Here is a 25,056-nt window from a genome sequence, read left to right on the forward strand (position 1 = left end):
AGCTCGAGGCGATCTTTCCGAAGGACAGGGACGAGGACGCATGATCGGCCTGGAAGATCGCCGGATGAAGGTCCGGAACATCGAGGCGGCGCAGCGTGCCGGGGCGCGTCTTGACGCAGCCTGCACGGTGGCGGGCATCACGCTGCGTACGCTGCAGCGCTGGAAACGGGAGGCGGGCCTCGTGCGCGGCGACCTCAGACCGGCAACCCTGCGCCCGCGTCCTGCCCATGCTCTCACCGAGGTGGAGCGTCGTGCGGTGCTGCAGGTGGCCAACGAGGCGCGCTTTGCCGATCTGCCGCCGGCGCGCATCGTCCCGATGCTGGCCGATGAAGGCGTCTATCTGGCCAGCGAATCGACCTTCCACCGCGTCCTGCGCGAGGCGGGCCAGACGACTCACCGGGGCCGCGCCAAAGCGCCGACGGCTTCCCGCCCGCCGAGCACCCACATCGCCACGGCACCACGCCAGGTGTGGTGCTGGGACATGACCTATCTGCCGGCTACGGTGGCCGGGCGCTGGTTCCATCTGTATCTGATTCTGGATCTCTACAGCCGCAAGATCGTTGGCTGGGAGGTGCATGAAACCGATGCCGCGGAGCACGCCGCCCATCTGGTACGTCGAACGGCGCTGGCGGAAGGGATTGCCGCTTTGGCCGACAAGCCTGTCCTGCACGGCGACAACGGCGCGACGCTCAAGGCCACCACGGTGCTGGCGATGCTCCACTGGCTGGGCATCAAGCCCTCCTACTCGCGGCCCCGGGTCAGCGACGACAACGCCTACGCCGAAGCGCTGTTCCGCACGGCCAAGTACCGACCGGAGTTTCCGGTGCGGGGCTTCGCGGATCTGGAGGCCGCCCGATCCTGGGCCAGCGGTTTCGTGCACTGGTACAACGTCGAGCATCGCCACAGCGGCATCCGCTACGTGAGCCCAGCACAGCGCCATGATGGAGAAGATCACGCGATCCTCGCTGCCCGCGACGCGGTGTATGCCGCAGCTCGAGAGCGCCATCCGGCCCGGTGGTCCGGCCCGATACGCGACTGGTCGCCCATCGGCGCCGTGACCCTCAATCCGGAACGGGATGCGGTCATTGCGACAGCAACAGGTGAAGCGAATAGACAGCCATTGGCTGCATGAATCAGGCGACAACTATCTTGACGCGCGCCGGGTATTTCCAGGTATTCGTCGGGCAGCTCCACTTCATGCACCGGGTGCCCTGGTAGCTGGCCGAGAGGTCGCATAAACGGATTGCTTGTCCGCGCCCCGAGAACGCGTTCTCTTCTTCTTCCAAGCATCAAGAATTACGCAACGTTCCAGCGGCATAAGCCAAGACCAACCGCTCGCTGCGGCACTGAAGCACAATGGAGGCTGTTCCGCCCCTATGAAATGTGGGCATACTGGCCTCATATTGGTTAGGTATAGCACAGGCCGATTGAGGCGCAAGGCACCTGCAACGGCGATGGTTCGGCGTGACCGACATTCAGGCCGGAGATGGAAGAACGGGCCCCACGCTGCATTGGTGAAGACTGACGCCAGGCAGGCCTCGGGTCGCTCGCACCGCGAGTTCCACCTCATCCGAGGATGTTTCCACCAGCGTGCATGCGCCATGCTGGGCGAAATGCAATTGCCATGATCGCCGACTGGCGGCAGAAGGCTTCGGACTTGTCGCCCATCTTGATGGCCTTGCGGCGCTCGTCGGCGGAAAGAAAGTAAAACCGGCCTGACGGCCGGTCATTGGCTAATGATGCTTGACGGGGAAACCGTCAGGCGGAGCACGAAGGCTCGATATTGCGTACTGGAGAGCCCCAACTCCGGGTGGTAGGCCATATTGGCGAATTATTCTGGCAAATGGCAAACCGCTTCGATGTTGTTGCCTTCCGGGTCAATTACAAACGCGCCGTAGTAGTTTGCGTGATAGTCCGGTCGAAGCCCTGGTTCACCATTGCATTTCCCGCCAGCGGCGATGGCTGCCTTGTAAAAAGCATCGACTTGCGCACGATTTTCTGCTCGCCAGGCGAGGTGGCAACCGGACGTAGCTGCCGGGCCGCCGTAGGGTGAAGGCCCGTCGATGAACCATACATCGGCTTTTTTGCCATCAGGCTCGGATACGTCTGGATAGGCAAATCCCAGGATGTTCGAGCCGTATTGGCCTTCGAAACATACGCTGTAACCCAGCGGCTCCAGGGCAGCGCTATAAAACGCCTTGGCGCGGGCGATATCGATAACGCGGAATGTCATGTGGTCAAGCATGCAGGATCTCCTGAAATTGAATCGACGTGCCATAGCGTACCATTAAACTGTATTTATATACAGTTTAATACCAGAGACTTAAATCATTTCAGGGCGACTACACCGCAGCGGGATAACTACCGGAGCCTGCAGCACCTTGAACCCGGAATTTCTGGCCTTCCCTCACGACAGACAGGCGATAAAAAACCCGGGCGGCGCACTGGCCAACCCGGGTTTCTGCAATCCCTTGGAGGGAGGGGCTTGCTAAAACGGGATGTCGTCGTCGAAGCCGCCGAAATCGTTGCCGCCGGCCGGACGCTGGGGCGCCGACGGGGCGCTGGGGGCCGGGGCGGAACCACCACCGCCGAAGCCGCCACCGCTGTTGCTGCCGCCGCCGTAGGAGCCGCCGCCACCGCCGTAGTTGCCGCCGCTGTCACGGCCACCACCGTAATTGCCACCACCGCCGCCACCGCTGTCACGGTTACCGCCACCGTAGTTGCCAGCCGGGCGGCCGCCACCGAAGCCACCTTCGTTGCGGGCCGACTCGTCGCCGCCGCCCATGCCCTGACGGCTGCCGAGCATCTTCATCTCGTCGGCGCGGATTTCGGTGGTGTAGCGGTCCTGACCATCCTTGTCCTGCCACTTGCGGGTGCGCAGGGAGCCCTCCACATACACCTGGCTGCCCTTGCGCAGGTATTGCCCGGCGATCTCGGCAAGCTTGCCGAAGAACACCACGCGGTGCCATTCGGTGGCCTCGCGCTTCTCACCGCTGGCCTTGTCGCGCCAGGTGTCGGTGGTGGCGAGGGTGATGTTGCAGATCGCGTCGCCGCTCGGGGCGTAACGGGTTTCCGGGTCTTTGCCGAGGTTTCCGACAAGAATCACTTTGTTGACCGAAGCCATATGTCTCTCCTGAAAATTCTGTAGGGCTGCCGCTTAGGCCGTTGCCACCTGGCGGCGAGCTGGCGCCGGCATGCTGGAGGCGAGGATCAGCCAGGCCACCGCGAGGCCGCCGCCAAGCAGCGACACCGCACCGGGGCCGACGTGCTGGGCCAGCCAGCCACCCAGCGCACCGCCGAGGAACAGGCCGATGGACTGCAGCGTGTTGTAGATGCCCAGCGCCGTGCCCTTGGCATGCGGCGGGGCGATCTTGGAAATCCACGAGGGTTGGGTCGCCTCCAGCACATTGAAGGCGACGAAGAACAAGGTCAGCAGGATGGCCAGCGGCCACATGCCGGCGTTGCCCTCGAAATACAGGCCGACCTGCACCGCCAGCAGCAGCGCGATGGCGGAGTTGAAGACGGTCTTCATGGCGCCCTTCTTCTCGGCGACAATCACCGCCGGCACCATCACCGTGAAGGACACCAGCACCGCCGGCAGATAGACCTTCCAGTGCTCGGCTACCGGCAGGCCGGCGTGCACGAGGCCGGCCGGTACCAGCACCCACATGGCGGTCTGCATCAGGTGCAGCGCGAAGACGCCGAAGTTGAGGCGCATCAGCTGGCCGTTGCCGAGCACTTCGGAGAAGCGCGCGGTGGCCCGCGGCACCGGCGGTGCGGCAGGCACCACGAAGATCACGGCCAGGATGGCCAGCGCGGCCAGCCCGGCGGTGAGCCAGAACAGCCCGCTCATGCCGATCACCGAGTACAGCAGCGGCGCGGCGACCATCGAAATCGCGAAGACCAGGCCGATCGACGAACCGATCATCGCCATCACCTTGGTGCGGTGCTGGTCGCGGGTCAAGTCAGCGGCCAGCGCGGTAACCGCGGCAGAGATGGCGCCGGCGCCCTGCAGCACGCGGCCGACGACCACCGATTGCACATCCTGGGCCAGCGCCGCGACGATGCTGCCGATCACAAACAGCACCAGGCCGAAAACGATCACCGGCTTGCGCCCGAAGCGGTCGGAGGCGGCGCCGAAGGGAATCTGCAGGAAGGCCTGGGTCAGGCCGTAGGCGCCAATGGCCATGCCGACCAAGGCCACGTTGTCGCCGCCGGGCATGCCGTGGGCGTGCACCGCGAAGACCGGCAGAATCAGGAACAGGCCCAGCATGCGCAGCGCAAAGATCGCGGCCAGCGAAACGCCGGCGCGGCGCTCGGCCGGGCTCATCTTGTCGTCAGTGGAGGAAGCCATGAAACGTGCTGCGTGGGGAGGGTCAAGAGGCGTATATTAACAGGTTGCCCCTGCCCACAATGCCCCATGGACGCCATCCGAATCCGCGGTGCCCGCACCCACAATCTAAAGAACATCGCGCTCGACATTCCGCGCAACAAGCTCACCGTGATCACCGGCCTGTCCGGCTCGGGCAAGAGCTCGCTGGCCTTCGACACGCTGTACGCGGAAGGCCAGCGCCGCTACGTGGAATCCCTGTCGGCCTACGCCCGCCAGTTCCTGCAACTGATGGAGAAGCCCGACGTGGACCTCATCGAGGGCCTGTCGCCGGCGATTTCCATCGAGCAGAAGGCCACCAGCCACAACCCGCGCTCGACGGTGGGTACGGTCACCGAGATCCACGATTACCTGCGCCTGCTCTACGCCCGCGCCGGCACGCCGCACTGCCCGGACCACCCGGAGCACGCGCTGGAAGCACAGAGCGTGTCGCAGATGGTGGACGCGGTGCTGGCGCTGCCGGAAGAAACCAAGCTGATGATCGTCGCCCCGGTGATCAGCGGCCGAAAGGGCGAGCAGGCCGACCTGTTCGTCGAGCTGCGCGCCCAGGGCTTCGTGCGGGTGCGCGTGGATGGCATCGTGCATGAACTCGACAACCTGCCGCCGCTGGACAAGAACCGCCGGCATAACGTCGAGGTGGTGGTCGACCGCCTGAAGGTGCGCCAGGACCTGCGCGGGCGCATCGCCGAATCCTTCGAGACGGCACTGACCCACGCCGAGGGCCGCGCCATCGCGGTGGAGATGGACTCCGGCAAGGAGCACCTGTTCTCGGCCAAGTTCGCCTGCCCGGTGTGCAGCTTCGCCCTGGCCGAGCTGGAGCCACGGCTGTTCTCCTTCAACAATCCGATGGGCGCCTGCCCCAAGTGCGACGGCCTCGGCAACGTGGATTTCTTCGATCCGCAGCGGGTCGTCGCCCACCCCGAGCTGTCGCTGGCCTCCGGCGCCATCCGCGGCTGGGACCGGCGCAACCAGTTCTACTTCCAGCTGCTGGCGAGCCTGGCCGACCACTACGGCTTCAGCATCGACACGCCCTTCGAGGAACTACCGGCGGACACCCGCGAGGTGGTGCTGAACGGCTCCGGCAAGGAGAAGATCGCCTTCCGCTACCTGTCCGACGGCGGCAAGCCGGTGCTCAAGGAACACGCCTTCGAGGGGATCATTCCCAACCTGGAACGGCGCTTCAAGGAGACCGACTCCATCGCGGTCCGCGAGGAGCTGTCCAAATACCGCGCCAACTGCCCCTGTCCGGCCTGCGGCGGCAGCCGCCTGCGCACCGAGGCGCGCTACGTGCTGATCGGCGAACGCAACCTGTCCGAGGTCAGTCGCCTGCCGCTGGCCCAGTGCAAGCGCTTCTTCGACGGCCTGCGCCTCGCCGGCCAGCGTGCACAGGTGGCCGAGAAGATCGTCTCCGAGATCTCGTCTCGCCTGCAGTTCCTGATCAATGTCGGCCTCGATTACCTGTCCCTCGACCGCTCCGCCGACACGCTGTCCGGCGGCGAAGCGCAGCGCATCCGCCTGGCCAGCCAGATCGGCTCCGGCCTCACCGGCGTGATGTACGTGCTCGACGAACCCTCCATCGGCCTGCACCAGCGCGACAACGACCGCCTGCTGGAAACCCTGCGCCGCCTGCGCGACATGGGCAACACGGTGATCGTCGTCGAGCATGACGAGGACGCCATCCGCATGGCCGACTACGTGGTGGACATGGGCCCCGGCGCCGGCGAACACGGTGGACAGGTCATCGCCGAGGGCACGCCGGCCGCCATCGCCGCCCACCCGGACTCGCTGACCGGCGCCTATCTGTCGGGCACCCGCTCCATTGCCGTGCCGCCGAAGCGCACGCCGGCCGATCCAGACAAGTTCCTGCGCATCGAGGGCGCCAGCGGCAACAACCTGAAGGACGTCACCATCGACATCCCGGTCGGGCTGTTCACCTGCGTCACCGGCGTGTCCGGCTCGGGCAAGAGCACGCTGATCAACGACACCCTCTACGCCCACGTGGCCCGCCACGTGAACGGCAGCAGCATCGAGGCGGCGCCGTGCGTCGACATCCACGGCCTGGACCACTTCGACAAGGTCATCAACGTCGATCAAAGCCCGATCGGCCGCACGCCGCGCTCCAACCCGGCCACCTACACCGGCCTGCTGACGCCGATCCGCGACCTGTTTTCCGGGGTGCCGGAAGCCAAGGCCCGCGGCTACGGCCCCGGCCGCTTCAGCTTCAACGTCAAGGGCGGCCGCTGCGAGGCCTGCCAGGGCGACGGCCTGATCAAGGTGGAGATGCACTTCCTGCCCGACATGTACGTGCCCTGCGACATCTGCCATGGCAAGCGCTACAACCGGGAAACCCTGGAGATCCGCTACAAGGGCAAGACCATCTACGAAGTGCTGGAGATGACCGTCGAGCAGGCGCTGGAATTCTTCAACGCCGTCCCCATCGTCGCCCGCAAACTGGACACCCTGATGCAGGTCGGCCTCGGCTACATCCGCCTCGGCCAGAGCGCCACCACGCTGTCCGGCGGCGAAGCCCAGCGGGTCAAGCTGGCGCTGGAACTGTCCAAGCGCGACACCGGCCGCACCTTGTACATCCTCGACGAGCCGACCACCGGCCTGCACTTCGCCGACATCGAGCTGCTGCTGTCGGTGCTGCACCGCCTGCGCGACCACGGCAACACCATCGTCGTCATCGAGCACAACCTGGACGTCATCAAGACCGCCGACTGGCTGCTCGACATGGGCCCGGAAGGCGGCAACGGCGGCGGCACCCTGGTCGGCAGCGGCACGCCGGAAACCCTGGCCGCCAATCCCGCCAGCCACACCGGCCGCTACCTGGCCAAGCTGCTGCCGGGCGCCTGAAAGCCCCTCCTGCAGCCGCCCCCGTGCCACCGCCGGGGGCGGCATCCAGTACACTGATCACCCGTCGTAGCTTCCCATCGCGCCATGTCCGAACTCTGGTCCTCCCTCCGCCCGCAACTCGAATACCTGGCCACGCCGCTGCCGCTGGCCGCCCTCGGGCTCGCCGACGCCCACCGGGACGAGATCGCCCCGCTGCTGGTGGCCGAGCTGGAGGCGCTGGCCGCCGACCCGAGCCCGGCCCAAGCCGACGGCTACGTACTGCATCTGTACGCGATGCTGCTCCTCGCCCGCTGGCGCGACAGCCGCGCCTACCGGCCGCTGGCCGAGCTGGGCCATCTGGACGAGAGCCAGGTGGACACCCTGTTCGGCCAACTCGTCCATGACAGCTACGGCCGCGCGCTGGCCTCCACCTGCGACGGCGACCTGGCCCCGCTCACCGCGCTGGCCGACGACGACGGCGCCAGCCGCTGGGCCCGCGCCGCCGCGCTGGAAGCGATGAGCCTCGCCGCCCTGGAAGGCCTCACCCCCCGCGCGCCGGTGGTGGACTTCCTCGCCGACTTCGGTGCCCGCGAAGCCCAAGCCCTGCAGGACACGCCGGAACGCGGCGAGGACTTCCCGCTACTCGACGCGCTGGTCACTCACCTGGCCGACCTGGGCGCCGTCGAGCAGCTGCCGACGATCCACGAATGGTTCGCCGCCGGCCTCATCGACGACAGCTACGTGGACGCCGAACAGCTGGAGGATGACATCCGCCGCAAGCCGGCCGACGCGCTGGCCGCGTTGCGTGCCGCCGGCCACGGCCTGATCGACGACCTGCGCCCGGAGATCGCCGCCTGGCCGGACATCCACCACATGCCGCCGGTGGCGCTGGCCCCGATTCCCCTCGGCGCGATCCGCGAGCCCATCGTCCGCGACGGCGCCAAGGTCGGCCGCAACGATCCGTGCCCGTGCGGCAGCGGCCGCAAGTACAAGAAGTGCCATGGTGCCAACTGAGCGCCCGCTGAGCGCCGACATCCCGCTGCCATCGGGCCGACACCCGCGCTCGGCTATCATGGCAGCCTCGCGACGAACAGGAAGCCCATCATGACCGACACCACGCCCGACCTCTCCGCCGATGCCCCCGAAACCCGCGCCGGCTTCGATCTGGACGATTTCGAGGTCCGCGTGCTGGCCGTACTGATCGAGAAGTCCTTCGTCACGCCCGACACCTACCCGCTGTCGGTCAATGCGCTGGTCACCGGCTGCAACCAGCTCACCGGCCGCGAGCCGGTGATGAGCCTGTCGGAAGCCAGCGTGCTGGCCACCCTCGACCGTCTGGCCGAGCGGGGCCTGGTCAGCCAGCGTCACCAGGCCGGCGCCCGCGTCGCCAAGTGGGAGCACCAGATCCGCCTGCGCCATTCCCTGACGCCGCCGATGCAGGCGGTGCTGGCCATCCTGATGCTGCGCGGCGCCCAGACCGTTGGCGAAATCCGCGCCCGTTGCGAACGCATGCACGCCTTCGGCAGCCCTGCAGAAGTCGAAGAAGTGCTGGAAAAACTCGGTGACAAGTACCCGCCGATGGTCATCCAGCTACCGAAGGCGCCCGGTACCAAGGAAGCCCGCTACACCCACCTGATGAGCGGCGAAGCCGCCGCCCAGCAGGGCCACAGCTTCGAGGCCGCCGAGCAGGCTGCCCCCCGCGGCAGCCGCGTCGGGGAACTCGAAGAGGAGGTTCGCCGTCTGCGTCAGCAGCTGGAATGGCTGACCAACGAGTTCGAGGAATTCCGCAAGCAGTTCCAGTGAGGGGTCCGGGTGAGGCGCGTCGGAGCCGGCTCCCGCCGCAGGCCCCGACCGCGCAGCCTTCCCCTAACATTCATCGCCACCCGTAGAACCCATGCTCGTCCATCCCCAGTTCGATCCCGTCGCCATCGCCATCGGCCCCCTCGCGGTGCGCTGGTACGGCCTGATGTACCTCGTCGCCTTCATCCTCTTCGTGGCCCTCGGCCGGGTTCATGCCCGGCGGCGGCCAGAGCTGGGCTGGGACGCGCAGCAGATCGACGACCTGCTGTTCTACGGCGTGCTCGGGGTCATCCTCGGCGGCCGGCTCGGTTACGTGCTGTTCTACAAACCGGCCTACTACCTGAGCCATCCGGCCGAGATCCTCGCCGTCTGGCAGGGCGGCATGGCCTTCCACGGCGGCTTCCTCGGCGTGCTGGTGGCCATGTGGCTGTTCGGTCGCAAGACCCACCGGCCGTGGCTGGCCGTCACCGACTTCATCGCTCCGCTGGTGCCACTCGGACTGGCCGCCGGGCGACTCGGCAACTTCATCAACGGCGAACTGGTCGGACGCGTCACCGATGTGCCGTGGGCAATGATCTTCCCGCAGGTGGACGCGCTGCCGCGCCATCCGTCCCAGCTCTACCAGTTTGCGCTGGAAGGCGTCAGCCTGTTCCTGATCCTGTGGTGGTTCTCGGCCAGGCCGCGCCCCCGCGGCCTGATCTCGGCGGCGTTCCTGATCGGCTACGGCATCTTCCGCTCCATCGCCGAGTTCGGCCGCGAACCGGACGATTTCCTCGGCCTGCTGACCTTCGGCATGTCGATGGGCCAGTGGCTGTCCCTGCCGATGATCCTGGCCGGCATCGGCATGGCCACGTGGGCGGTCAGGCGCGACAAGGCCTGAAGCCCGCCGCCCTTCAATCCATCGGCAAGCCGGCGGCCGCCAGTCCCCAGGCGGCCAGCAACACCCCGTTGCTGAGAGCGAAGGCCGCCAGGCGGTGATAGACGTTGTTGTAGCTCAGGTGGATCAGGCTATGCACCACCCGCAGCCCCACGTAAGCCCAGGCGAGGCCCAGCTGCAGCAGTGAATGCTGGCTGGTTGCATAGCACAGCAGCCCGAGCACATAGAACAGCACCGGCAGCTCCAGCAGGTTCATGTAATTCCGGTTGGGCAGGCACACATCGGGCGGCACCCGCGTCGATTCTCCGAACCGGAAATCCGCTGCCCGGACCCGCCCGGCGAAACCGGCCCCAAGGCGCCTGACGGCGATGAGCACCAGTATCACGAAGGTCCAGGCCGCCAGGGCAAACAGGGGATAGAGTATGACAACGCGCATGGGCCGGGCGGAGCAGCACGGCCAGGCGCCGTACAAATCATCCACAATGCATTAAACATGCAGCCAGCTTAAGGAACGGCAAGCGGAATGTCCAAGACATGAACACTCAGCCCAACAACCCCCTGCATGGGATCACCCTCGAACGCATGCTGACCGAACTGGTCGACCGCTACGGCTGGGAAAGCCTCGGCGCGGCCATCCCGATCCGCTGCTTCAATGTCGCCCCCAGCATCTCGTCCAGCCTGAAATTCCTGCGTCGCACGCCCTGGGCGCGAGCCGAAGTGGAGGCGCTCTACCTACGCGGACAAGTTTGAATTTTTGCAAAGAGTGCCAAAGTTGATGGCGAGGTATGCAGAAACCACAAATACTGCAAATCCATCACCTCGCCCGCCCTTCTCGCCGGGGATGCACCAATCTTGAAAATTCCCCTCCGCCACCTTGAGCGCCTGCTGCCCGTTTCGGTGGGGCTGGTCTCCCTGTGCCTGACCAGCTGGCTATGGCTGCACGAGCGGCAGGGCCTCGATGCCAGACTGCAGACCCAGTTCGATTTCAGCGTACGTCAGACCACCACCCGCATCGAACAGCGCCTGGCCGCCTGCAAACAGATGCTGCGCGGCGTCCGCGGCCTGTTCGAGGCATCGAGCCATGTCAACGACGACGACTTTCGGCGCTATGTGAACGTGCTGACCGAGGGTGCCGACTTTGCCGGCCTGCAGATCATGGCCTACACCCCTCTCCCGGCGGGAGGTGTCAACGACAACGGCCCGCTGCCGATCGCCTATGTCGCCCCCGACACACCGGCCAACCGGTCGGCCATCGGGCGCGACATGTATGCCGACCCCCTGCGCCGCGAAGCGATGCAGCAGACGCGGGATGCCGGCATCGCCGCGATGACCCGCAAGATCGTCCTGCTGGTCAACAACGTCCCCCACCAGGCCGGCTTCGCGATGTACCAGGCCCTCTATGCTAAGGATCAGCCCATCGACAGCCCGACGGCCCGCCGCCAGGCCCTGCGCGGCTGGGTTCATGTGGCCTTCCGGCTCGAGGCGCTGATGGCCAGCCTGTACGGGGAAGGCATCCCCGGCCTCGCGCTGCGCATCTACGACGGCGATACCGCCGCGCCGGATGCCCTGATCTTCGACTCCCATCCCCAGTCGGAAGAGCAGACCGCGCCGCGCTTCACCACACTTCAGTACATCAGCTTTCCTCAGCACAACTGGACGCTGGCCATCCGCAGCACGCCGGAGTTCGAACAGCAACGCGGCTTCGGCTCGACGCGGATCATCGCCGTGGCCGGCACCAGCCTGAGCCTGCTCCTCGCCCTCCTGACCTGGCAGCTGGTCACCGGCCGCAGCCGGGCCTTCGCCCACGCCCAGGCGATGACCAGCGAGCTGCGGGAAAGCGAGGAGCGCATGCGCCACATGGCCCAGCACGACCCGCTGACCCATCTGCCCAACCGGGCCCTGTTCGCCGACCGCCTGCAGTCGGCGCTGGCCCGGGCGCGCCGCGAACGCACGCAGGCCGGCCTGATGTTCGTGGACCTGGACCGCTTCAAGCCGGTCAATGACGCCTACGGCCACGCCATCGGCGACAAGCTGCTGATCGCCGCCACCGCGCGCATGCGCGAGTGCCTGCGCGAAGCGGACACCCTGGCGCGCATGGGCGGCGACGAGTTCGTGGTGCTGCTGCCCCATATCGACGTGCCGCTCGACGCCCGACGCGTCGCCGAACGCATCCTCAGCGCCCTGTCCCACCCCTTCGAGGTGGACGGACTGCAGCTGCAGATCTCGGCCTCCATCGGCATCGGCCTGTTCCCCGATCACGGCGACGACGACGTCAGCCTGATGAAGAGCGCCGACAACGCCATGTACCGGGCCAAGGACGAGGGACGCGCGTGCCTGGTCTTCGCCGACTGATCGCAGCGTTCAGCAGCACTCCACCTCGATCTGCTCGAGCAGCGCCAGCCCGGCCTCGTCATCGCACGTTTCCAGGAACTCGCGGATCTGGTTGATGTTGCTGTGGATCAGGAACAGGTCGTCGGCCTGCGGCCCGCCCTCGCTGCGGCGCTTCTTCTGGAAATAGTCCCAGAAGACATTGCTGCGCCCCGGCTCCTGCAGGCGGGCATCGAGGATTTCCATCAGGCGCCGGGCATTCAGATCGCAGTCGATCCCGCAAAAGCTGATGTAACGATCCGGCTGGCCGGACGACTGGAGGTGTTCGCTTTCCCGCTTCATCGCAGTTCTCCTGAAAATGGACGAAGCGGACTGTACGGAAAGAACACCGACGCTTCCGTCGGCCAGCCGACACTCCTGCCGGCCGCTAGCCCGGTGCCAGGCTGCGGGCGGCCAGCGCCGGCAGATCGTGGATCAACAGCGCACGGCGGCCGCGGCGGCTCAGCAGGTCTTCGCGCTGCCACTGGTTGATCAGCGACGACACCGACTGGCGCGTGGTGCCGAGCAGGCAGGCGATGTCCTCGGTGCCCAGGTCGAGGGGCAGCAGGCAGCCCTCCGGGCCCTGTTCGCCACGGCGCGCAGCCTGGCGCACCAGGAAACGCGCGAGGCGGGCCGGCACGTCGCGGAAGGCGAGGTCCTCGACCAGTGACACCGCATTGTCGAGAATACGCCCCAGCACCTTCATCATCAGCGGCGCCACCCCGGGCGCCCCGGCCAGCTTGGCGGCGAACTCGCGGATGCCGATCACCCACAGGCTCGCCGGCTCCAGGCCGCGCACGAAGGTCGGCGTGTGGGTGGTAAAGATATCGCCCGGCTCCAGGATGGCCAGGCTGAGCTCCCGCGCATCGCTGGCCAGATAGACCCGCAAGCGGCCGCTGCGCACGATGAAGACCTGGTTCAAGGCCTGGCCGGGGGTGGCCAGCAACTGCCCCTTGGCCACCTCGCGGGAGGTGAAGCCATCGAGAAAACCGGCCGGAAAGCCGGCCAGCGGATCGGGATGCGACGCAACCATGGCCATGACCATAGCACAGGGCGGCGCTCCAGCCGGTCGCGCCGCCCCGGCCTGAAGCGAGGCCCGGCGCCTCTTCCGTGAGATCCGTCGCTTTCCCGGACGAATATCCCTACGTTAAGATGCCCCGCAGAGCGTCGCCTTGTTCTGGATTCGGACGGGTGTCGCATTACCCCCGTACCGGCCAGCGCGGCCGGTCGTCCGACCTCTCCCGAGCGGCGCCGCACCGGCAGCCAGGGGGAAGGCTCACGTCCCGCAGGCTGCCGTTCCGGTCCCCCAACGACAATGAGAGCGCAGCCATGGAATACGAAACCGTAGACACGCAAGTCTCCCCCACCGGGCGCCTGGAAGTGCTGTCCAGCTCGGAAGCCGCCAAATTGTCGACCCAGGGCGACAGCGCCCTGAACACCCTGTACCGCAACTGTTCGCTGGCGGTGCTCAACTGCGGCAACGAGATGGACGACGGCAAGGAGCTGCTGGAGCGTTACCGCAATTTCGACATCCGCGTGCAGCAGCGGGCCCGCGGCATCAAGCTGGACATCCACGGCGCGCCGGCCAGCGCCTTCGTGGACGGGCGCATGATCCGCGGCATCCAGGAGCACCTCATCGCCGTGCTGCGCGACGTGGTGTATGTGGGCAACGAGATCAACGGCAACCCGAAGTTCGACCTCAGCACCTCGGCTGGCGTCACCGACGCGGTGTTCCACATCCTGCGCAACGCCAACGTGCTGCAGCCGATCACCCAGCCCAACGTGGTGGTGTGCTGGGGCGGCCACTCGATCAACCGCGAGGAATACGACTACACCAAGCTGGTCGGCTACCAGCTCGGCCTGCGCGGCATGGACATCTGCACCGGCTGCGGCCCCGGCGCCATGAAGGGGCCGATGAAGGGCGCCGCCATCGCCCACGCCACGCAGCGCCTCAAGGGCGGCCGCTACCTGGGCTTCACCGAGCCGGGCATCATCGCCGCCGAGGCGCCCAACCCGGTGGTGAACGAGCTGGTCATCCTGCCCGACGTGGAAAAGCGCCTGGAAGCCTTCGTGCGCACCAGCCACGGCATCGTGGTCTTCCCCGGCGGCGTCGGTACCTGCGAGGAAATCCTCTACATCCTCGGCATCCTGCTCCACCCGGACAACGCGGCGATCCCCTTCCCGCTGGTGTTCACCGGCCCCAAAAGCGCCGAGGAATACTTCGTGCGCATCGACCGCTTCATCGCCGAAACCCTCGGCGACGCGGCGCGCCAGCGCTACAAGATCATCATCGACGACCCAGCACGGGTGGCACGGGAGATCAAGGCCGGCGTCGAGCAGGTACGCAGCTTCCGCAAGGAAAAGCGCGACGCCTACTACTTCAACTGGCTGCTGCGCATCGAGCACGAGTTCCAGCAACCCTTCCGCCCGACCCATGAGCGCATGCGCGGCCTCAAGCTGCACAAGGCGCAGCCGGCCCACCTGTTGGCCGCCAACCTGCGGCGTGCGTTCTCGGGCGTAGTGGCCGGCAACGTGAAGGACGAAGGCATCCGCGAGATCGAGAAGCACGGCAGCTTCGAGATCCACGGCGACCCGGCCATCATGGAGCCGATGGACGCGCTGATGGCCTCCTTCGTGGCCCAGGGCCGCATGAAGCTGCCGGGCAAGAAGTACAACCCCTGCTACCGCATCGTCGCCGAAAAGCACGACTGAGCAGCCTGCCGGCGGGTCCGCCCCGCCGGCCCGGCGCACTCAGGCTTTCTTCCCCACCAGTACCACCCCCGCCACCACCAGCGAACCGCCGAGCAGCTGGAACAGCCCGATCGGCTCGGTGAGGATCAGCCAGCCGAGGAACAGGGTGATCACCGGCCCAAGCGTGCCGATCAGCGACACCGGGCCGGCCCCCAGGCGGCGCATCGCCTCCGACACCATCCACACCGGCAGCACCGTCGAGAACAGCGCCATCGCTGCCGCCAGCAGCAGCACCGGCGCCGGCTGCACCAACAGGCCGAGGGGCCGGGTCAGCGCGAAATGGGCCAGGCACAGCACACAGGCGGCGGTGCTCGCCCACGCCGTGGTGCGTGCCGCGCCGAGGCGCACGACCGCCTGCCCATTGCCCATCAGGTACAGCGCGTAGGACACCGCGCTGGCGAACACCAGGCTGCCGCCGATCCACACGTCGCGGGCGGTGCCGGTGATCGTCAGATCGTGGGCCAGCGCCAGCGCAATGCCCGCGTAGCACAGCGCGATGCAAGCCAGCGCCCGGCGGGTGATCGGCTTGCCGAGGAAGAGCGCCGACAGCACCACCACCAGGGTCGGGTAGGCGAACAGGATCAGCCGCTCGAGGGCCGCCGAGATGTAGTGCAGGCCGAGGAAATCCAGGTAGCTCGCCAGGTAGTAGCCCGAGGTGCCGAGGCCCAGCAGCAACAGGACATCCCGCCCGGTCAGCGGCGCCGGCTGGCGGCGGCGCTGGTCCTGCCAGCCGAGGGCGATGAAGAAGGGCAACGACATGCCCATGCGTAGGGCCAGCAGGGTGATCGCATCGACACCATAGGGATAGGCCAGCTTGATCAGGATGGCCTTGAAGGAAAAGCCCACCGCGCCGAGAACGGCGAAGATGAGCCCGACACGGTGACCGGGATTCATGAGCATTCGACAAATTGGAACGGCCCCCATTAGGCCACCGGATCGCTACGGGGGGAATTGGTAAGATCCGGGGGCTGTGTTCGCCGGAGACGAAAGCTTGCACTACGACCTCACCGACCTGCGCCTCTTCGCGGCAATTGCCGAAGAGGCCAGCCTGACCCGTGGCGCGGCCCGCGCCCACCTGGCCCCGTCGTCGGCCAGCCATCGCCTGGCCCGTCTGGAAGAGAGCCTCGGCGTGGCCCTCTTCGAACGCCACGCCCGTGGCCTGCGCCCGACCCGCGCCGGCGAAGCCCTGCTCGGCCACGCCCGCCAGGTGTTCGCCCAGCTCGAACAGATGCACGCCGACCTGTCGCCCTTCGCCCGTGGCGTGCGCGCCCAGGTCAGCCTGTACGCCAACACCAACGCCATCAACTGCTTCCTGCCCGACGACCTGGGCGACTTCCTGCGCGCCGAGCCGCACATCCGGGTGACGCTCAAGGAAATGACCAGCCCGGAGATCCTGCGCTGCGTGGCCGGCGGCGAGACGGAGATCGGCGTGGTGGCCGGCGAAGTGCCGCCCGACGTGCTGCTCGCCCGCCCCTACCGGCAGGACCGCATCGTGCTGGTCACCCCGCCCGGCCATCCGGTGTCGGCGCGGGCCCGGGTGCGCATTGCCGAAGTCCTCGACCAGCCCTTCGTGATGCTGCACACCGGCAGTGCCTTCCATACGGGGCTGATGAACTACGTGGCGGAAACCGGCGGCCGGCTGGACGTGCGCATCGAGGTGCGCAGCTTCGAAGCCGTGCTGCGCATGGCCGGTGCCGGCGTCGGCCTGGGCCTGGTGCCGCGCTCGGCGGCGGAGCGCGCCGGCCGCCAGCGCCCCTTCGCGGTGGTGGACCTGGACGAACCCTGGGCCAGCCGCGACCTGTCCATCGTCGTACGCCGCGACCTCGCCCTGTCGCCCCACGCCCAGGCCCTGGTGGACGCCCTGGCCGGCGGACGGAACGCACATTGACGCACGCCCTTGTCGGCTTCCCCACACGCCTGACATCGCCCGCCGCCCCTGGCAGCCTAAAATAGCAGGGCCGGCCGGGCGCTGGCGCGGCGGCGCGAAACTTGCGTGAGTGCCTCCGACCCATGCGGAGGAATCAGCGATGAAGTTGCAGCTCGAACGCCCGTTCGTCGAAGCCCTGGTGCAGGCCCACCCACGCCTGTCCTGGCTGCTGGAGCAGATGCGCTTCGGCAACCGCGCCGAAGTGAGCTTTCTGCAGATGGAACACAACGAACTGCATTTCCTCGAAGTGCTGTTCGAAGGCGCCGGCCCCGAGATGCGCGCCCGCGCCGCGCAGATCTCCACGCTGCGCAAGGCACTGGCCGGTGACGGCATGCGCTTCGAATCGGAAGACCTGGAACTGCTGGTGCCGGCCATCGCCCGCTACCTGGCCGACGACGCCATCCGCGGCTGGCTGTTCAGCGCCGCCAGCGCCGGCAAGCCGACCGCCTGGGTGGTCACCCGCCTCGACTACACGCCGGCCTCCAACGAGGAAACCGGCAAGGTACTGATCGAACTGAAGGCCAACACCCGCGGCAAGATCGTCACCAGCAGCATCCGCATCGTCGCCAGCGACATCGCCAACCGCACGGTCGGCGGCATCTTCGCCGCCAAGGGTTACCTGAAGGAAACGCCGGAGCTGATCGCCGCCTACGACGACATGGCCGAGCGCTACTTCGACTGGCGCGCCCGCTACGGCGAGCAGTTCTCCGGCCGCGGCACCGCCCTCTACGCCGAGAACCCAACCGCCAGCCACCGGGACACCGACTGGTCGCGCAAGGACGTGGTGATCCTGTCCTCCAGCGGCGGCGAAGCGCGCCTGGTGAACGACGAAGGCATCCTGTCCGACCGCGTGCTGACCCTCGACGCCCCGGGCGACATCCTCGGCCCCTACCTGCGCCGCGCCGCCAAGAGCCTGCGCTACAAGGCCGACGACGCGGTCGAGGCGTCCCGCGACGCAATGCCCAAGGGCTTGTTCACCAGCCTGCCGGTGCACTTCTTCATCCTGATGTTCCACCTCGACCTGCACCACTACCTGTGGGTGCACGTCGGCGACATCCACCCCTACGAGTACAAGCCGGCCCTCAAGCAGAAGCTGATCCTGCCCGCCGAGCAGACCGACCTGATCGACATCCTCACCGCCGAGATGGACCTGCTGATGGACGACATCGTGGCCGGCAAGTCCGGCGGCACCACGGTGCTGTGCGCCGGCCCACCGGGGGTCGGCAAGACCCTCACTGCCGAGGTGTATTCCGAGATCATCCGGCGGCCGCTGTACCGGGTGCACTCCGGCCAGCTCGGCCTCAACGTGGCGGCGATGGAAACCACGCTGAAGGAAGTGCTCACCCGCGCCCAGCGCTGGGGCGCGGTGATGCTCATCGACGAGGCCGACGTGTACATCAAGCGGCGCGACGACAACATCACGATGAACGCGGTGGTCGGCGTGTTCCTGCGCGTGCTCGAATACTTCAACGGCCTGCTGTTCCTCACCACCAACCGCATCGACGACATCGACGAAGCCATCGTGTCGCGCTGCATCGCCCTCATCAAGTACGCCTCGCCCGACGCCGCGGCGCGCCAGCGCATCTGGCAGGTGATGGCCGAGCAGTTCGGGCTGGTCCTCGACGCGGCGCTGATCGAGCGTCTGGCGGCGCTGTTCCCCGATGCCAGCGGGCGCGACATCAAGGGCCTCGCCAAGCTGACCGCCAAGTATTGCAAGCAGAAAGCCTGTCCGCCGGACCTGGCCGCCTTCACCCGCTGCGCCACCTTCCGCGGCCTGGAGGTGGCCCATGCCTGAGCATCCCGCGGCGGCCTGGGCGCGGCAGGCGGCGCTGACGCCCACCGACATCGACTGCACGACGACGGTGATGCTCAAGATCCTCGACGGCAAGTGCAAGATGAACCCGCAGGAGAAGGAGATCATCGCCGTCATCTACGACGTGGTGAAGGACCGCCCCGGCCACATCCTCGACGACACCGACCACCGCCTCATCGCCCTTGCCCGCCAGGGCATGGACGACGCGCTGGTGGAGCGCATCTACGAACAGCGCCTGCTCGCCGAGACGATGATCTCCCGCCCGGTCATGAAGGCCTACAAGGCCATGCTGCGGACCAGCGGCGTGCTCGCCACCGCCCAATCGGAGCAATCTGCCGAAGATATCTGAATCGAATATCGACTAAGCTCTCGGCGACCCGGCACGTCCCTTCCGGACGGCCCGCGGTACGAGACACAGGCGAGGTCGATGGATGGATTGGAAGAAATGGTTCCGCCGCGAGCGCACCGATACCGCGGCCGACGACAATGAACGGGAAGAAGAGCCGCTGACGGTCCTGCCCGGAGCGACCAGCCGCCCCATCGACCTGGACGCCATCGATGCCATCGAGGCCCATATGCGCTGGAAGGCTCGCCTCGAAGCCCGTCTGTTCGGCGCCAAGAAGGACCTCATCGCCGCCGACCAGGTCTTTCTCGACAAGCGCAGCACCCTCGGCCGCTGGCTCTACGGCCGCGGCCAGGAACGTTTCGGCACCCTCGACACCTTCAGCGAACTGCGCCGCCACCACGCCGAATTCCACCGTTACGCCGGCCAGGCCGTGCTGGCCTTCAACGCCGGCCAACGCGACGAGGCGATCCGCATGGTCACCGGCGGCGACTACGCGCGCGCGTCCCAGCGCCTGCGCCAGACCATCACACGCCTGTTCGAAGAGGCGGAAGGCCCGCGCAAGGCGTGACCTCGAAACCTCCGCACGTCGGCGTCAAAGGGCCTCACGGATCCACTCCACCACGCTTCCCGGCACCGGGATGCGCCCCGAGCTGACCAACTTGCCATTGATCACCAGGCCCGGCGTCTTCAGCACGTCGAAGGCCAGGATCGCCGCCATGTCGGTGACCTTCTCGATGTCCGCCTCCACCCCGGCCTCGGCCACCGCGGCACGGGCAACCTCTTCCAGCTTGCGGCAATTGGCACAGCCTGGACCGAGCACCTTGATGTTCAACATGATCAGACTCCTTTCAGGGATGCCGGACGACGGCTCGCCCGGGCGATCAGCGCGGCCAACGCAAGGATGAAGAGCGCCAGCCACAGGGCGATTTCCAGCATGGGCATGCCATCCACCCAGGCCCCGTAGGTCAGGCCGGCGACCGCGCTGAACAGGGCTACCAACCCCACGTAGGCCGCCGTCTTGACCCGCCCGATGATGGCGGAAATGATCAGGATGCTCTGCAGGGACAATTCCGGGTCGGACATCAGATAGGCCAGCAGCGGCCCCCGGTGCATGCCAAGGTCGAGAAACATGCGGGCAATCGGCACCTCGACGAGCGTCGGAAAATACATCACCACCCCAAAAGCCACCCCGGCCACATTGCCGGTCACCGAATTGGTACCGGCCAGCGCCTCGATCCATTCCGGACGGATCACCACGCGCATCATTCCGACGATGAAGACACCGAGCACCAGCAGGGGAAAGATCTGCTTCACGAAACGCCAGGATTCCCACAGCCAGTCCTGCAGGGCTTCGCGCTGCAGGCGCCGCCAGGCGATCAGGTGGATCACCGCCAGGCTTGCCGCAACACCCAGGAATTTGCCGGTCAGCCCGATACGCAGCCCATCACCGACCGGCTGGATCGACACGGCGGCGAACAGCAACGTCGCCCAGGTCAGCCCGAGCGTCAGCCGCGTCCAGCGGCTCACCCCATCCTGGATGTTCTCCAGCCCACGCCACGCACACACTCCGATGGCGACGAGGAGCACGATCAACGCCACGCCCTGCAAGGAGATGCCTTCCTCGCCCCGCGCCGCGTCGTAGGGCACCAGGGCATCGAGACGGGCCTGCCAGTCGCGGGCCGCCGCCAGCGGCAGGTCGAGGTGCCAATGGGCGCCGGTCAGCAGGCCCAGCTTGAGCGTCCCGGCCAGCAGCAGGATCACCCACACGCCGAGGAACAACAGCGGCATGCGCCCCATCGCCTGGCCGGACGCACCGAACAGCGTATCCGTCGCCCGGTCATGGGCCTCGTCGTCGGCATGGAACACCAGGGCCATGATCAGCCCGATGCCGATCCCGAAAACCAGCGACAAAATGAAGCGCGCGGCAGCCAGATCGACGCCGATCACGCCCCCGGTGTACACCAGGGCCAGAATGTTGGCCGCCGGCGCAAAGAACAGGAAGGTGATCGCCGGCCCCAGCCCGGCCCCCTTTTTATGGATGCCGGCAAACAGCGGCACGATGGTGCACGAACACACCGCCAGCAGCGAGCCCGCAGCGGCGGCGGCCGGATAGGACACCCGCTTGCTGGAACTGCGCCCGAGAAAGCGGGTGATGGTTTCCTTTGGAATCAGGGCCGACATGGCCCCGGCAATGAAGAAGGCCGGCAACAGGCACAACAGCACGTGTGCAGCCAGATAGGCCACCAGATTCCTTACCCCGCCGAAGACCACCGGCAACAGCCACTCCAGGAAGACATCCACATCGCACCGCCCTTCGCACGGACAGGAGATGCCTTCAGTCTAGGCCGGTGACGGAAAATGACCTTGATGCGGCTCAGTGTCCACGCGGATGGCCGTCCGTCTCAGTGGGCGTGCATGTGCTCGTGGTTCATCGCCGGCGTCGCCGTCAGCGCACGGACCTCCGCCTTCACCTCGACCGATTCGACCTTCTTGTCCTTGCTCTCGACCTTCAACATCAGCGGCACCACGTCGCCCTTGGCCAAGGGCTTCTTCAGGTCGATCAGCATCACGTGGTAGCTCCCCGGCTTCAGCTCCACCGGTTTGCCGGGCTTTACGTCGAGGCGCGGCACGGCACGCATCTTCATCACACCGCCGTCCATCGCCATCTCGTGGATCTCGACGACGCCGGCCGCCGGGCTGGCCGCGCCGACGATGGTGACACCGCCCTGGCTGCTGAGCTGCATGAAGGCCCCGGTGACCTTCTGGGCCGGCACCGTGCCGCGCACCCAGGGATCCTTGACTTCGAGATCCGCGGCCGCCGCGTTGCCGATGAACAGGCCGGCCAGCGCCAGCCCTGCGATCTTGTGGATGATGTGCACGGAAAGCACTCCTTCGTTGGAATCGGGCCGGAGCTTAACGCGCCCGGAGGCTGCGCGGGATTCGGCGGAGGCGGGCGCGACCATTTGTCGCAGCCGCAACGGCGGGTTCAGGACCAGGTCACCGTCGCCGCCAGCAGGTAGCCGGCGCCGTAGACGGTCTTGATCAGCTTGGCGTGCTGCGGGTTTTCCTCGAAACGACGGCGCAGGCGGGAAACGCGCAGGTCGATGCTGCGGTCCAGCGCCGACACGTCGCGCCCGCCAAGCAGCTGTTCGCGGGTCAGGATATGGTTGGGATGGGCCAGCAGCACCGACAGCAACTGGGCCTCGGCGGTGCTGAGGGTGTCCTGCTGGCCGCCGGGGCTGGTGAGGGTATTGCTGCCCGTCTCGAAGCGCCACCCGGCGAACTCGGCAACCCGCTGGCTGGGGTCGGCCGGCAGCACCACCTGGCCGGGATAACGGCGCAGGATGCTGCGCACCCGGGCGATCAGCTCGCGCGGCTCGAAGGGCTTGACCACGTAGTCGTCGGCGCCCAGTTCCAGGCCCATCACCCGGTCGTAGGTATCGCTGCGTCCGGTCACCACCAGCAGGCCGCAGGCGTGTTTGCCGCGCAGCTGCTGCAGCACCGCCATGCCGTCCATATCGGGCAGACCCAGGTCGAGGATCACCAGCTCGGGCACCCTGTGGCGCAGGCCATGGAAGAAGGCCTCGGCGGTGCGGAACAACTCGGCCCGGTAGCCGAATTTTTCCAGCGTGTCGGCAATGAGGCGGGCAATCGCCGCCTCGTCCTCGACCACGTAGATCAGTTCTGGGGGACGGGTATGAGCCATAGCCCGAAAGCTTGGCTCATGCGGCGAGCGGACGCAAGGCCGCCAGCAGCTTGTCGCGGGAGAAGGGCTTGGCCAGCAGCGGCAGATCCGGGTCGGCCTCGGCGCTGGCCTGGGCCTCGGCGAAGCCGCTCATCAGCACGATCGGCAGCTCCGGACGGAAGCGCCGCACGAAGCGCGCCAGAGCCCGGCCGTCCATCGTGCCGGGCATCACCACGTCGGAGATCACCAGCGCGATGGCCGGAATGTTCTCCACCATGTCGGCCGCCTCGGCGCCGTTCTCGGCCTCGACCACCGCGCAGCCCAGTTCGGCGAGCTGCATGCGCACCACGGTACGCACGTCCGCATCGTCCTCGGCCAGCAGCACCAGCTTGCCGGCCAGGTCGGCGGCATTCACGTCGGAGCCGGCCGGCAACACATCCGGCTGGTCGGCTTCGGCGATGCTGGGCAGCAGCAGGGCCACCGTGGTGCCGCGGGCCTGGCGGCTGCGGATGCGCACGCCGCCGCCCGACTGCTTGACGAAGCCATACACCATCGACATGCCGAGGCCACTGCCCATGCCGAACTGCTTGGTCGTGAAAAAGGGCTCGAAGACCCGCGCCAGGGTGCTGCCGTCCATGCCCATGCCGTTGTCGCTGACGGCGATCTGCACGTAGTCGCCGGGCGGCACTTCCAGGTCGGCGGCGGCATGCACGCTGAGCGACTCCAGCGAGGACTCGATGCGCAGCTCGCCGCCGTTGGGCATCGCGTCGCGGGCATTGAGGGCCAGGTTGAGCAGCGCGTTCTCGAGCTGGTGGGCATCCACCAGCGCCACCAGGCAGGGCTCGCGGCTGGCCGTGCTGACGCCGATGGTGGACGGCAGGCTGCGGCGGATCAGCTTGGACATGCCGAGGATCAGCTCGTTGACTTCCACCGGCCGCGGCTCCAGCGGCTGGCGGCGGGCGAAACCGAGCAGCCGGCGGATCAGCTCGGCGCCGCGGTTGGCGGCCTGCATGGCCGGCTCGACGAAGTTCTCGGTGAGCGGGTCGTTGGGGTGGTTTTCCTTCAGCGCCACCAGGTTGCCGATGACCACCGTCAGCATGTTGTTGAAGTCGTGGGCGAGGCCGCCGGTGAGCTGGCCGATGGCTTCCATCTTCTGGGCCTGGCCCAGCGCCGCCTCGGTGCGGCGCTGCTCGGTGACATCCACCGAGTGCACGTAACAGCCCTGCACCTCGCCGTCCGGCCCGATGTCCGGCACCAGCGTGCTGCTGGCGCGGGCCGGCATGCCGTCGCGGCCAGTGAGGGTGTATTCGTAGGAAACCTGCTCGCCGGCCAGCGCGCGGGCCAGGTAGCCGGCGACGAGCGCGTACACCTCCTGCCCGGTGACCTCGCGGATCTGCTTGCCCTCCACCTCCCGCGCCGACCAGCCGAACCACTCCGCGTAGCCCTTGTTGGCGTAGCGGTAGGTGCCGCTGCGGTCGAAATAGGCGATCGCGGCCGGGATTGCGTCGGTGATCTCGCGCAGGCGCTGCTCGCTGCGCTGCAGGGCCTGGGTGATCGCCTTGTTGGACTGGATCGCGTTGGTCAGCTCGGCGTTGGCGCGGGTCAGCTCCTCGGTGCGGGCGCGGATATGCGCCTCCAGCTCGGCCTGCTGGTGGGCGCTCTGCTGCTGCGCGTGGCGCTGCTCGGTGACGTCGGTATACACCGTGATGAAGCCCTGGTGCGGCAGCGGAAAACCACGGATCGACAGGACCTGGCCGTTGGGCCGCACCCGCTCGGTGACATGGGGCAGGAAGCTGCGCGCCCGCGCCACCCGCTCGGCGACCTGCAGATCCGGATCGCCGGGGCCATAGTCGCCGCGCTCGGCGTTGTAGCGGATGAAGACCTCGAAAGACACGCCGGGGCTGGCCAGCTCCGGCGGAAAGTCGAGCAGGCGCAGGAAGGCGCCGTTCCACGCCACCATGCGCAGCTCCGCATCGAAGACGGTGACGCCCTGATCGAGCAGGTCGAGCCCGGCGCCGAGCATCTCCCGGTAGCGCCGGTCGAAGGACGGATGCGCGCCGTCCGCGGGGTCTTCACCGCTGGGCTGGCGTTCCTCGACGGGGTCTTCGGGCCGGTCCTGCTCGTTCATCGCTGTCCTGTTTGCGTACTGCCTGATCCGATTTTAGCCAGCGTCCCGAGCGACGGAGACAGCCGACAACATTGAGTACATTTTCACGAAACTTCCGACAACTTTGTTTGCGACTCTCCTGTTCGATCCCCGGTAGT

General features: G+C 67.2%; 24 protein-coding genes. 12 read left to right on the forward strand and 12 right to left on the reverse strand.

The genetic code is table 11. The features are described from left to right. Positions 1-1,132: IS3 family transposase (locus B4920_RS14330; protein WP_079435516.1), on the forward strand; the 1,132-nt coding region annotated here is incomplete at its 5' end. Between the two features lie 699 nt (positions 1,133-1,831). Here B4920_RS14330 and B4920_RS14335 read toward each other — a convergent pair. The 3 genes from B4920_RS14335 to B4920_RS14345 form a co-directional block, all read right to left on the reverse strand. Continuing rightward, positions 1,832-2,245 (reverse strand): VOC family protein, encoded by a 414-nt coding sequence (locus B4920_RS14335; RefSeq protein WP_079435386.1) that lies wholly within the window; start codon positions 2,243-2,245, stop codon positions 1,832-1,834. Positions 2,246-2,488: 243 nt separating this feature from the next. Then, positions 2,489-3,124 carry a single-stranded DNA-binding protein gene (gene ssb, locus B4920_RS14340; RefSeq protein WP_079435387.1) on the reverse strand — a complete coding sequence of 212 codons (636 nt, stop codon included), beginning with the start codon at positions 3,122-3,124 and terminating at the stop codon, positions 2,489-2,491. Positions 3,125-3,157: 33 nt separating this feature from the next. Continuing rightward, positions 3,158-4,330, reverse strand: coding sequence for an MFS transporter (locus B4920_RS14345; RefSeq protein WP_079435517.1), 1,173 nt, complete (start codon positions 4,328-4,330; stop codon positions 3,158-3,160). Between the two features lie 90 nt (positions 4,331-4,420). Here B4920_RS14345 and uvrA point away from each other — a divergent pair, with 90 nt between their 5' ends. The 4 genes from uvrA (at position 4,421) to lgt (ending at position 9,905) form a co-directional block, all read left to right on the forward strand. Next, the gene (gene uvrA / locus B4920_RS14350) at positions 4,421-7,246 is read left to right on the forward strand and encodes an excinuclease ABC subunit UvrA (protein ID WP_079435388.1); all 2,826 of its coding nucleotides are present in this window, start codon (positions 4,421-4,423) and stop codon (positions 7,244-7,246) included. Positions 7,247-7,330: 84 nt separating this feature from the next. Then, the gene (locus B4920_RS30465) at positions 7,331-8,239 is read left to right on the forward strand and encodes a DUF1186 domain-containing protein (protein ID WP_088179471.1); all 909 of its coding nucleotides are present in this window, start codon (positions 7,331-7,333) and stop codon (positions 8,237-8,239) included. A gap of 90 nt (positions 8,240-8,329) precedes the next feature. Further along, complete coding sequence (locus tag B4920_RS14360) at positions 8,330-9,028, forward strand: YceH family protein (RefSeq protein ID WP_079435389.1); 699 nt, start codon at positions 8,330-8,332, stop codon at positions 9,026-9,028. A gap of 91 nt (positions 9,029-9,119) precedes the next feature. Continuing rightward, the gene (gene lgt / locus B4920_RS14365; RefSeq protein ID WP_079435390.1) at positions 9,120-9,905 is read left to right on the forward strand and encodes a prolipoprotein diacylglyceryl transferase; all 786 of its coding nucleotides are present in this window, start codon (positions 9,120-9,122) and stop codon (positions 9,903-9,905) included. A gap of 13 nt (positions 9,906-9,918) precedes the next feature. Here the strand turns inward: lgt and B4920_RS14370 are convergent, their stop codons facing one another. Beyond that, on the reverse strand, positions 9,919-10,338 hold the full coding sequence (locus B4920_RS14370) for an MAPEG family protein (protein WP_079435391.1): 420 nt from the start codon (positions 10,336-10,338) through the stop codon (positions 9,919-9,921). 98 nt (positions 10,339-10,436) lie between these two features. On the opposite strand from B4920_RS14370, the gene B4920_RS14375 reads away from it, so the two are divergent. Continuing rightward, positions 10,437-10,652: a VF530 family DNA-binding protein gene (locus B4920_RS14375; protein ID WP_079435392.1), complete on the forward strand. Its 216-nt coding sequence runs from the start codon at positions 10,437-10,439 to the stop codon at positions 10,650-10,652. 102 nt (positions 10,653-10,754) lie between these two features. Then, a complete protein-coding gene (locus B4920_RS14380) occupies positions 10,755-12,254 on the forward strand; it encodes a diguanylate cyclase (protein ID WP_079435393.1) in 1,500 nt (499 codons plus the stop codon). 9 nt (positions 12,255-12,263) lie between these two features. Here the strand turns inward: B4920_RS14380 and cowN are convergent, their stop codons facing one another. After that, a complete protein-coding gene (gene cowN, locus B4920_RS14385) occupies positions 12,264-12,572 on the reverse strand; it encodes a N(2)-fixation sustaining protein CowN (protein ID WP_079435394.1) in 309 nt (102 codons plus the stop codon). Positions 12,573-12,657: 85 nt separating this feature from the next. Further along, entirely contained in the window at positions 12,658-13,302 is a 645-nt protein-coding gene (locus tag B4920_RS14390; protein ID WP_254050945.1) for a Crp/Fnr family transcriptional regulator, read from the reverse strand. Between the two features lie 296 nt (positions 13,303-13,598). On the opposite strand from B4920_RS14390, the gene ppnN reads away from it, so the two are divergent. Then, positions 13,599-14,981 (forward strand): nucleotide 5'-monophosphate nucleosidase PpnN, encoded by a 1,383-nt coding sequence (ppnN, locus tag B4920_RS14395; RefSeq protein ID WP_079435396.1) that lies wholly within the window; start codon positions 13,599-13,601, stop codon positions 14,979-14,981. Between the two features lie 39 nt (positions 14,982-15,020). Here the strand turns inward: ppnN and B4920_RS14400 are convergent, their stop codons facing one another. After that, on the reverse strand, positions 15,021-15,914 hold the full coding sequence (locus B4920_RS14400) for a DMT family transporter (protein WP_088179472.1): 894 nt from the start codon (positions 15,912-15,914) through the stop codon (positions 15,021-15,023). Between the two features lie 97 nt (positions 15,915-16,011). On the opposite strand from B4920_RS14400, the gene B4920_RS14405 reads away from it, so the two are divergent. The 4 genes from B4920_RS14405 (at position 16,012) to B4920_RS14420 (ending at position 19,674) form a co-directional block, all read left to right on the forward strand. Next, positions 16,012-16,908, forward strand: coding sequence for a LysR family transcriptional regulator (locus tag B4920_RS14405; protein ID WP_079435398.1), 897 nt, complete (start codon positions 16,012-16,014; stop codon positions 16,906-16,908). A 139-nt stretch (positions 16,909-17,047) separates the two neighbouring features. Then, positions 17,048-18,742, forward strand: coding sequence for an ATP-binding protein (locus tag B4920_RS14410; RefSeq protein ID WP_079435399.1), 1,695 nt, complete (start codon positions 17,048-17,050; stop codon positions 18,740-18,742). Beyond that, positions 18,735-19,109, forward strand: coding sequence for a hypothetical protein (locus B4920_RS14415; RefSeq protein WP_079435400.1), 375 nt, complete (start codon positions 18,735-18,737; stop codon positions 19,107-19,109). The genes B4920_RS14410 and B4920_RS14415 overlap by 8 nt, the downstream gene beginning before the upstream one ends. Positions 19,110-19,191: 82 nt before the next feature. After that, a complete protein-coding gene (locus B4920_RS14420) occupies positions 19,192-19,674 on the forward strand; it encodes a CZB domain-containing protein (RefSeq protein ID WP_079435401.1) in 483 nt (160 codons plus the stop codon). Positions 19,675-19,698: 24 nt separating this feature from the next. On the opposite strand, the gene B4920_RS14425 is transcribed toward B4920_RS14420, so the two are convergent. The 5 genes from B4920_RS14425 to B4920_RS14445 all read right to left on the reverse strand — a co-directional run bounded on the left by B4920_RS14425 (position 19,699) and on the right by B4920_RS14445 (position 24,919). Further along, the gene (locus B4920_RS14425; protein ID WP_079435402.1) at positions 19,699-19,941 is read right to left on the reverse strand and encodes a thioredoxin family protein; all 243 of its coding nucleotides are present in this window, start codon (positions 19,939-19,941) and stop codon (positions 19,699-19,701) included. Positions 19,942-19,943: 2 nt separating this feature from the next. Further along, positions 19,944-21,407 carry a permease gene (locus B4920_RS14430; protein WP_079435403.1) on the reverse strand — a complete coding sequence of 488 codons (1,464 nt, stop codon included), beginning with the start codon at positions 21,405-21,407 and terminating at the stop codon, positions 19,944-19,946. A gap of 101 nt (positions 21,408-21,508) precedes the next feature. After that, complete coding sequence (locus B4920_RS14435) at positions 21,509-21,979, reverse strand: copper chaperone PCu(A)C (protein ID WP_254050950.1); 471 nt, start codon at positions 21,977-21,979, stop codon at positions 21,509-21,511. A 113-nt stretch (positions 21,980-22,092) separates the two neighbouring features. Then, positions 22,093-22,812: a response regulator transcription factor gene (locus tag B4920_RS14440; RefSeq protein WP_173862669.1), complete on the reverse strand. Its 720-nt coding sequence runs from the start codon at positions 22,810-22,812 to the stop codon at positions 22,093-22,095. Positions 22,813-22,828: 16 nt separating this feature from the next. Beyond that, on the reverse strand, positions 22,829-24,919 hold the full coding sequence (locus B4920_RS14445; protein ID WP_079435405.1) for a PAS-domain containing protein: 2,091 nt from the start codon (positions 24,917-24,919) through the stop codon (positions 22,829-22,831). Positions 24,920-25,056 lie beyond the last annotated feature (137 nt).

It is taken from the genome of Zoogloea sp. LCSB751 (assembly GCF_002028455.1).
In the GTDB taxonomy this organism is placed as follows: Bacteria; Pseudomonadota; Gammaproteobacteria; order Burkholderiales; family Rhodocyclaceae; genus Zoogloea.

Coding starts and splice junctions, on each gene's coding strand:
- B4920_RS14335 (WP_079435386.1), bottom strand. CDS start 2,245: ATGCTTGACCACATGACATTCCGCGTTATCGATATCGCCCGCGCCAAG.
- ssb (WP_079435387.1), bottom strand. CDS start 3,124: ATGGCTTCGGTCAACAAAGTGATTCTTGTCGGAAACCTCGGCAAAGAC.
- B4920_RS14345 (WP_079435517.1), bottom strand. CDS start 4,330: ATGAGCCCGGCCGAGCGCCGCGCCGGCGTTTCGCTGGCCGCGATCTTT.
- uvrA (WP_079435388.1), top strand. CDS start 4,421: ATGGACGCCATCCGAATCCGCGGTGCCCGCACCCACAATCTAAAGAAC.
- B4920_RS30465 (WP_088179471.1), top strand. CDS start 7,331: ATGTCCGAACTCTGGTCCTCCCTCCGCCCGCAACTCGAATACCTGGCC.
- B4920_RS14360 (WP_079435389.1), top strand. CDS start 8,330: ATGACCGACACCACGCCCGACCTCTCCGCCGATGCCCCCGAAACCCGC.
- lgt (WP_079435390.1), top strand. CDS start 9,120: ATGCTCGTCCATCCCCAGTTCGATCCCGTCGCCATCGCCATCGGCCCC.
- B4920_RS14370 (WP_079435391.1), bottom strand. CDS start 10,338: ATGCGCGTTGTCATACTCTATCCCCTGTTTGCCCTGGCGGCCTGGACC.
- B4920_RS14375 (WP_079435392.1), top strand. CDS start 10,437: ATGAACACTCAGCCCAACAACCCCCTGCATGGGATCACCCTCGAACGC.
- cowN (WP_079435394.1), bottom strand. CDS start 12,572: ATGAAGCGGGAAAGCGAACACCTCCAGTCGTCCGGCCAGCCGGATCGT.
- B4920_RS14390 (WP_254050945.1), bottom strand. CDS start 13,302: ATGGTTGCGTCGCATCCCGATCCGCTGGCCGGCTTTCCGGCCGGTTTT.
- ppnN (WP_079435396.1), top strand. CDS start 13,599: ATGGAATACGAAACCGTAGACACGCAAGTCTCCCCCACCGGGCGCCTG.
- B4920_RS14400 (WP_088179472.1), bottom strand. CDS start 15,914: ATGAATCCCGGTCACCGTGTCGGGCTCATCTTCGCCGTTCTCGGCGCG.
- B4920_RS14410 (WP_079435399.1), top strand. CDS start 17,048: ATGAAGTTGCAGCTCGAACGCCCGTTCGTCGAAGCCCTGGTGCAGGCC.
- B4920_RS14415 (WP_079435400.1), top strand. CDS start 18,735: ATGCCTGAGCATCCCGCGGCGGCCTGGGCGCGGCAGGCGGCGCTGACG.
- B4920_RS14420 (WP_079435401.1), top strand. CDS start 19,192: ATGGATTGGAAGAAATGGTTCCGCCGCGAGCGCACCGATACCGCGGCC.
- B4920_RS14425 (WP_079435402.1), bottom strand. CDS start 19,941: ATGTTGAACATCAAGGTGCTCGGTCCAGGCTGTGCCAATTGCCGCAAG.
- B4920_RS14440 (WP_173862669.1), bottom strand. CDS start 22,812: ATGGCTCATACCCGTCCCCCAGAACTGATCTACGTGGTCGAGGACGAG.
- B4920_RS14445 (WP_079435405.1), bottom strand. CDS start 24,919: ATGAACGAGCAGGACCGGCCCGAAGACCCCGTCGAGGAACGCCAGCCC.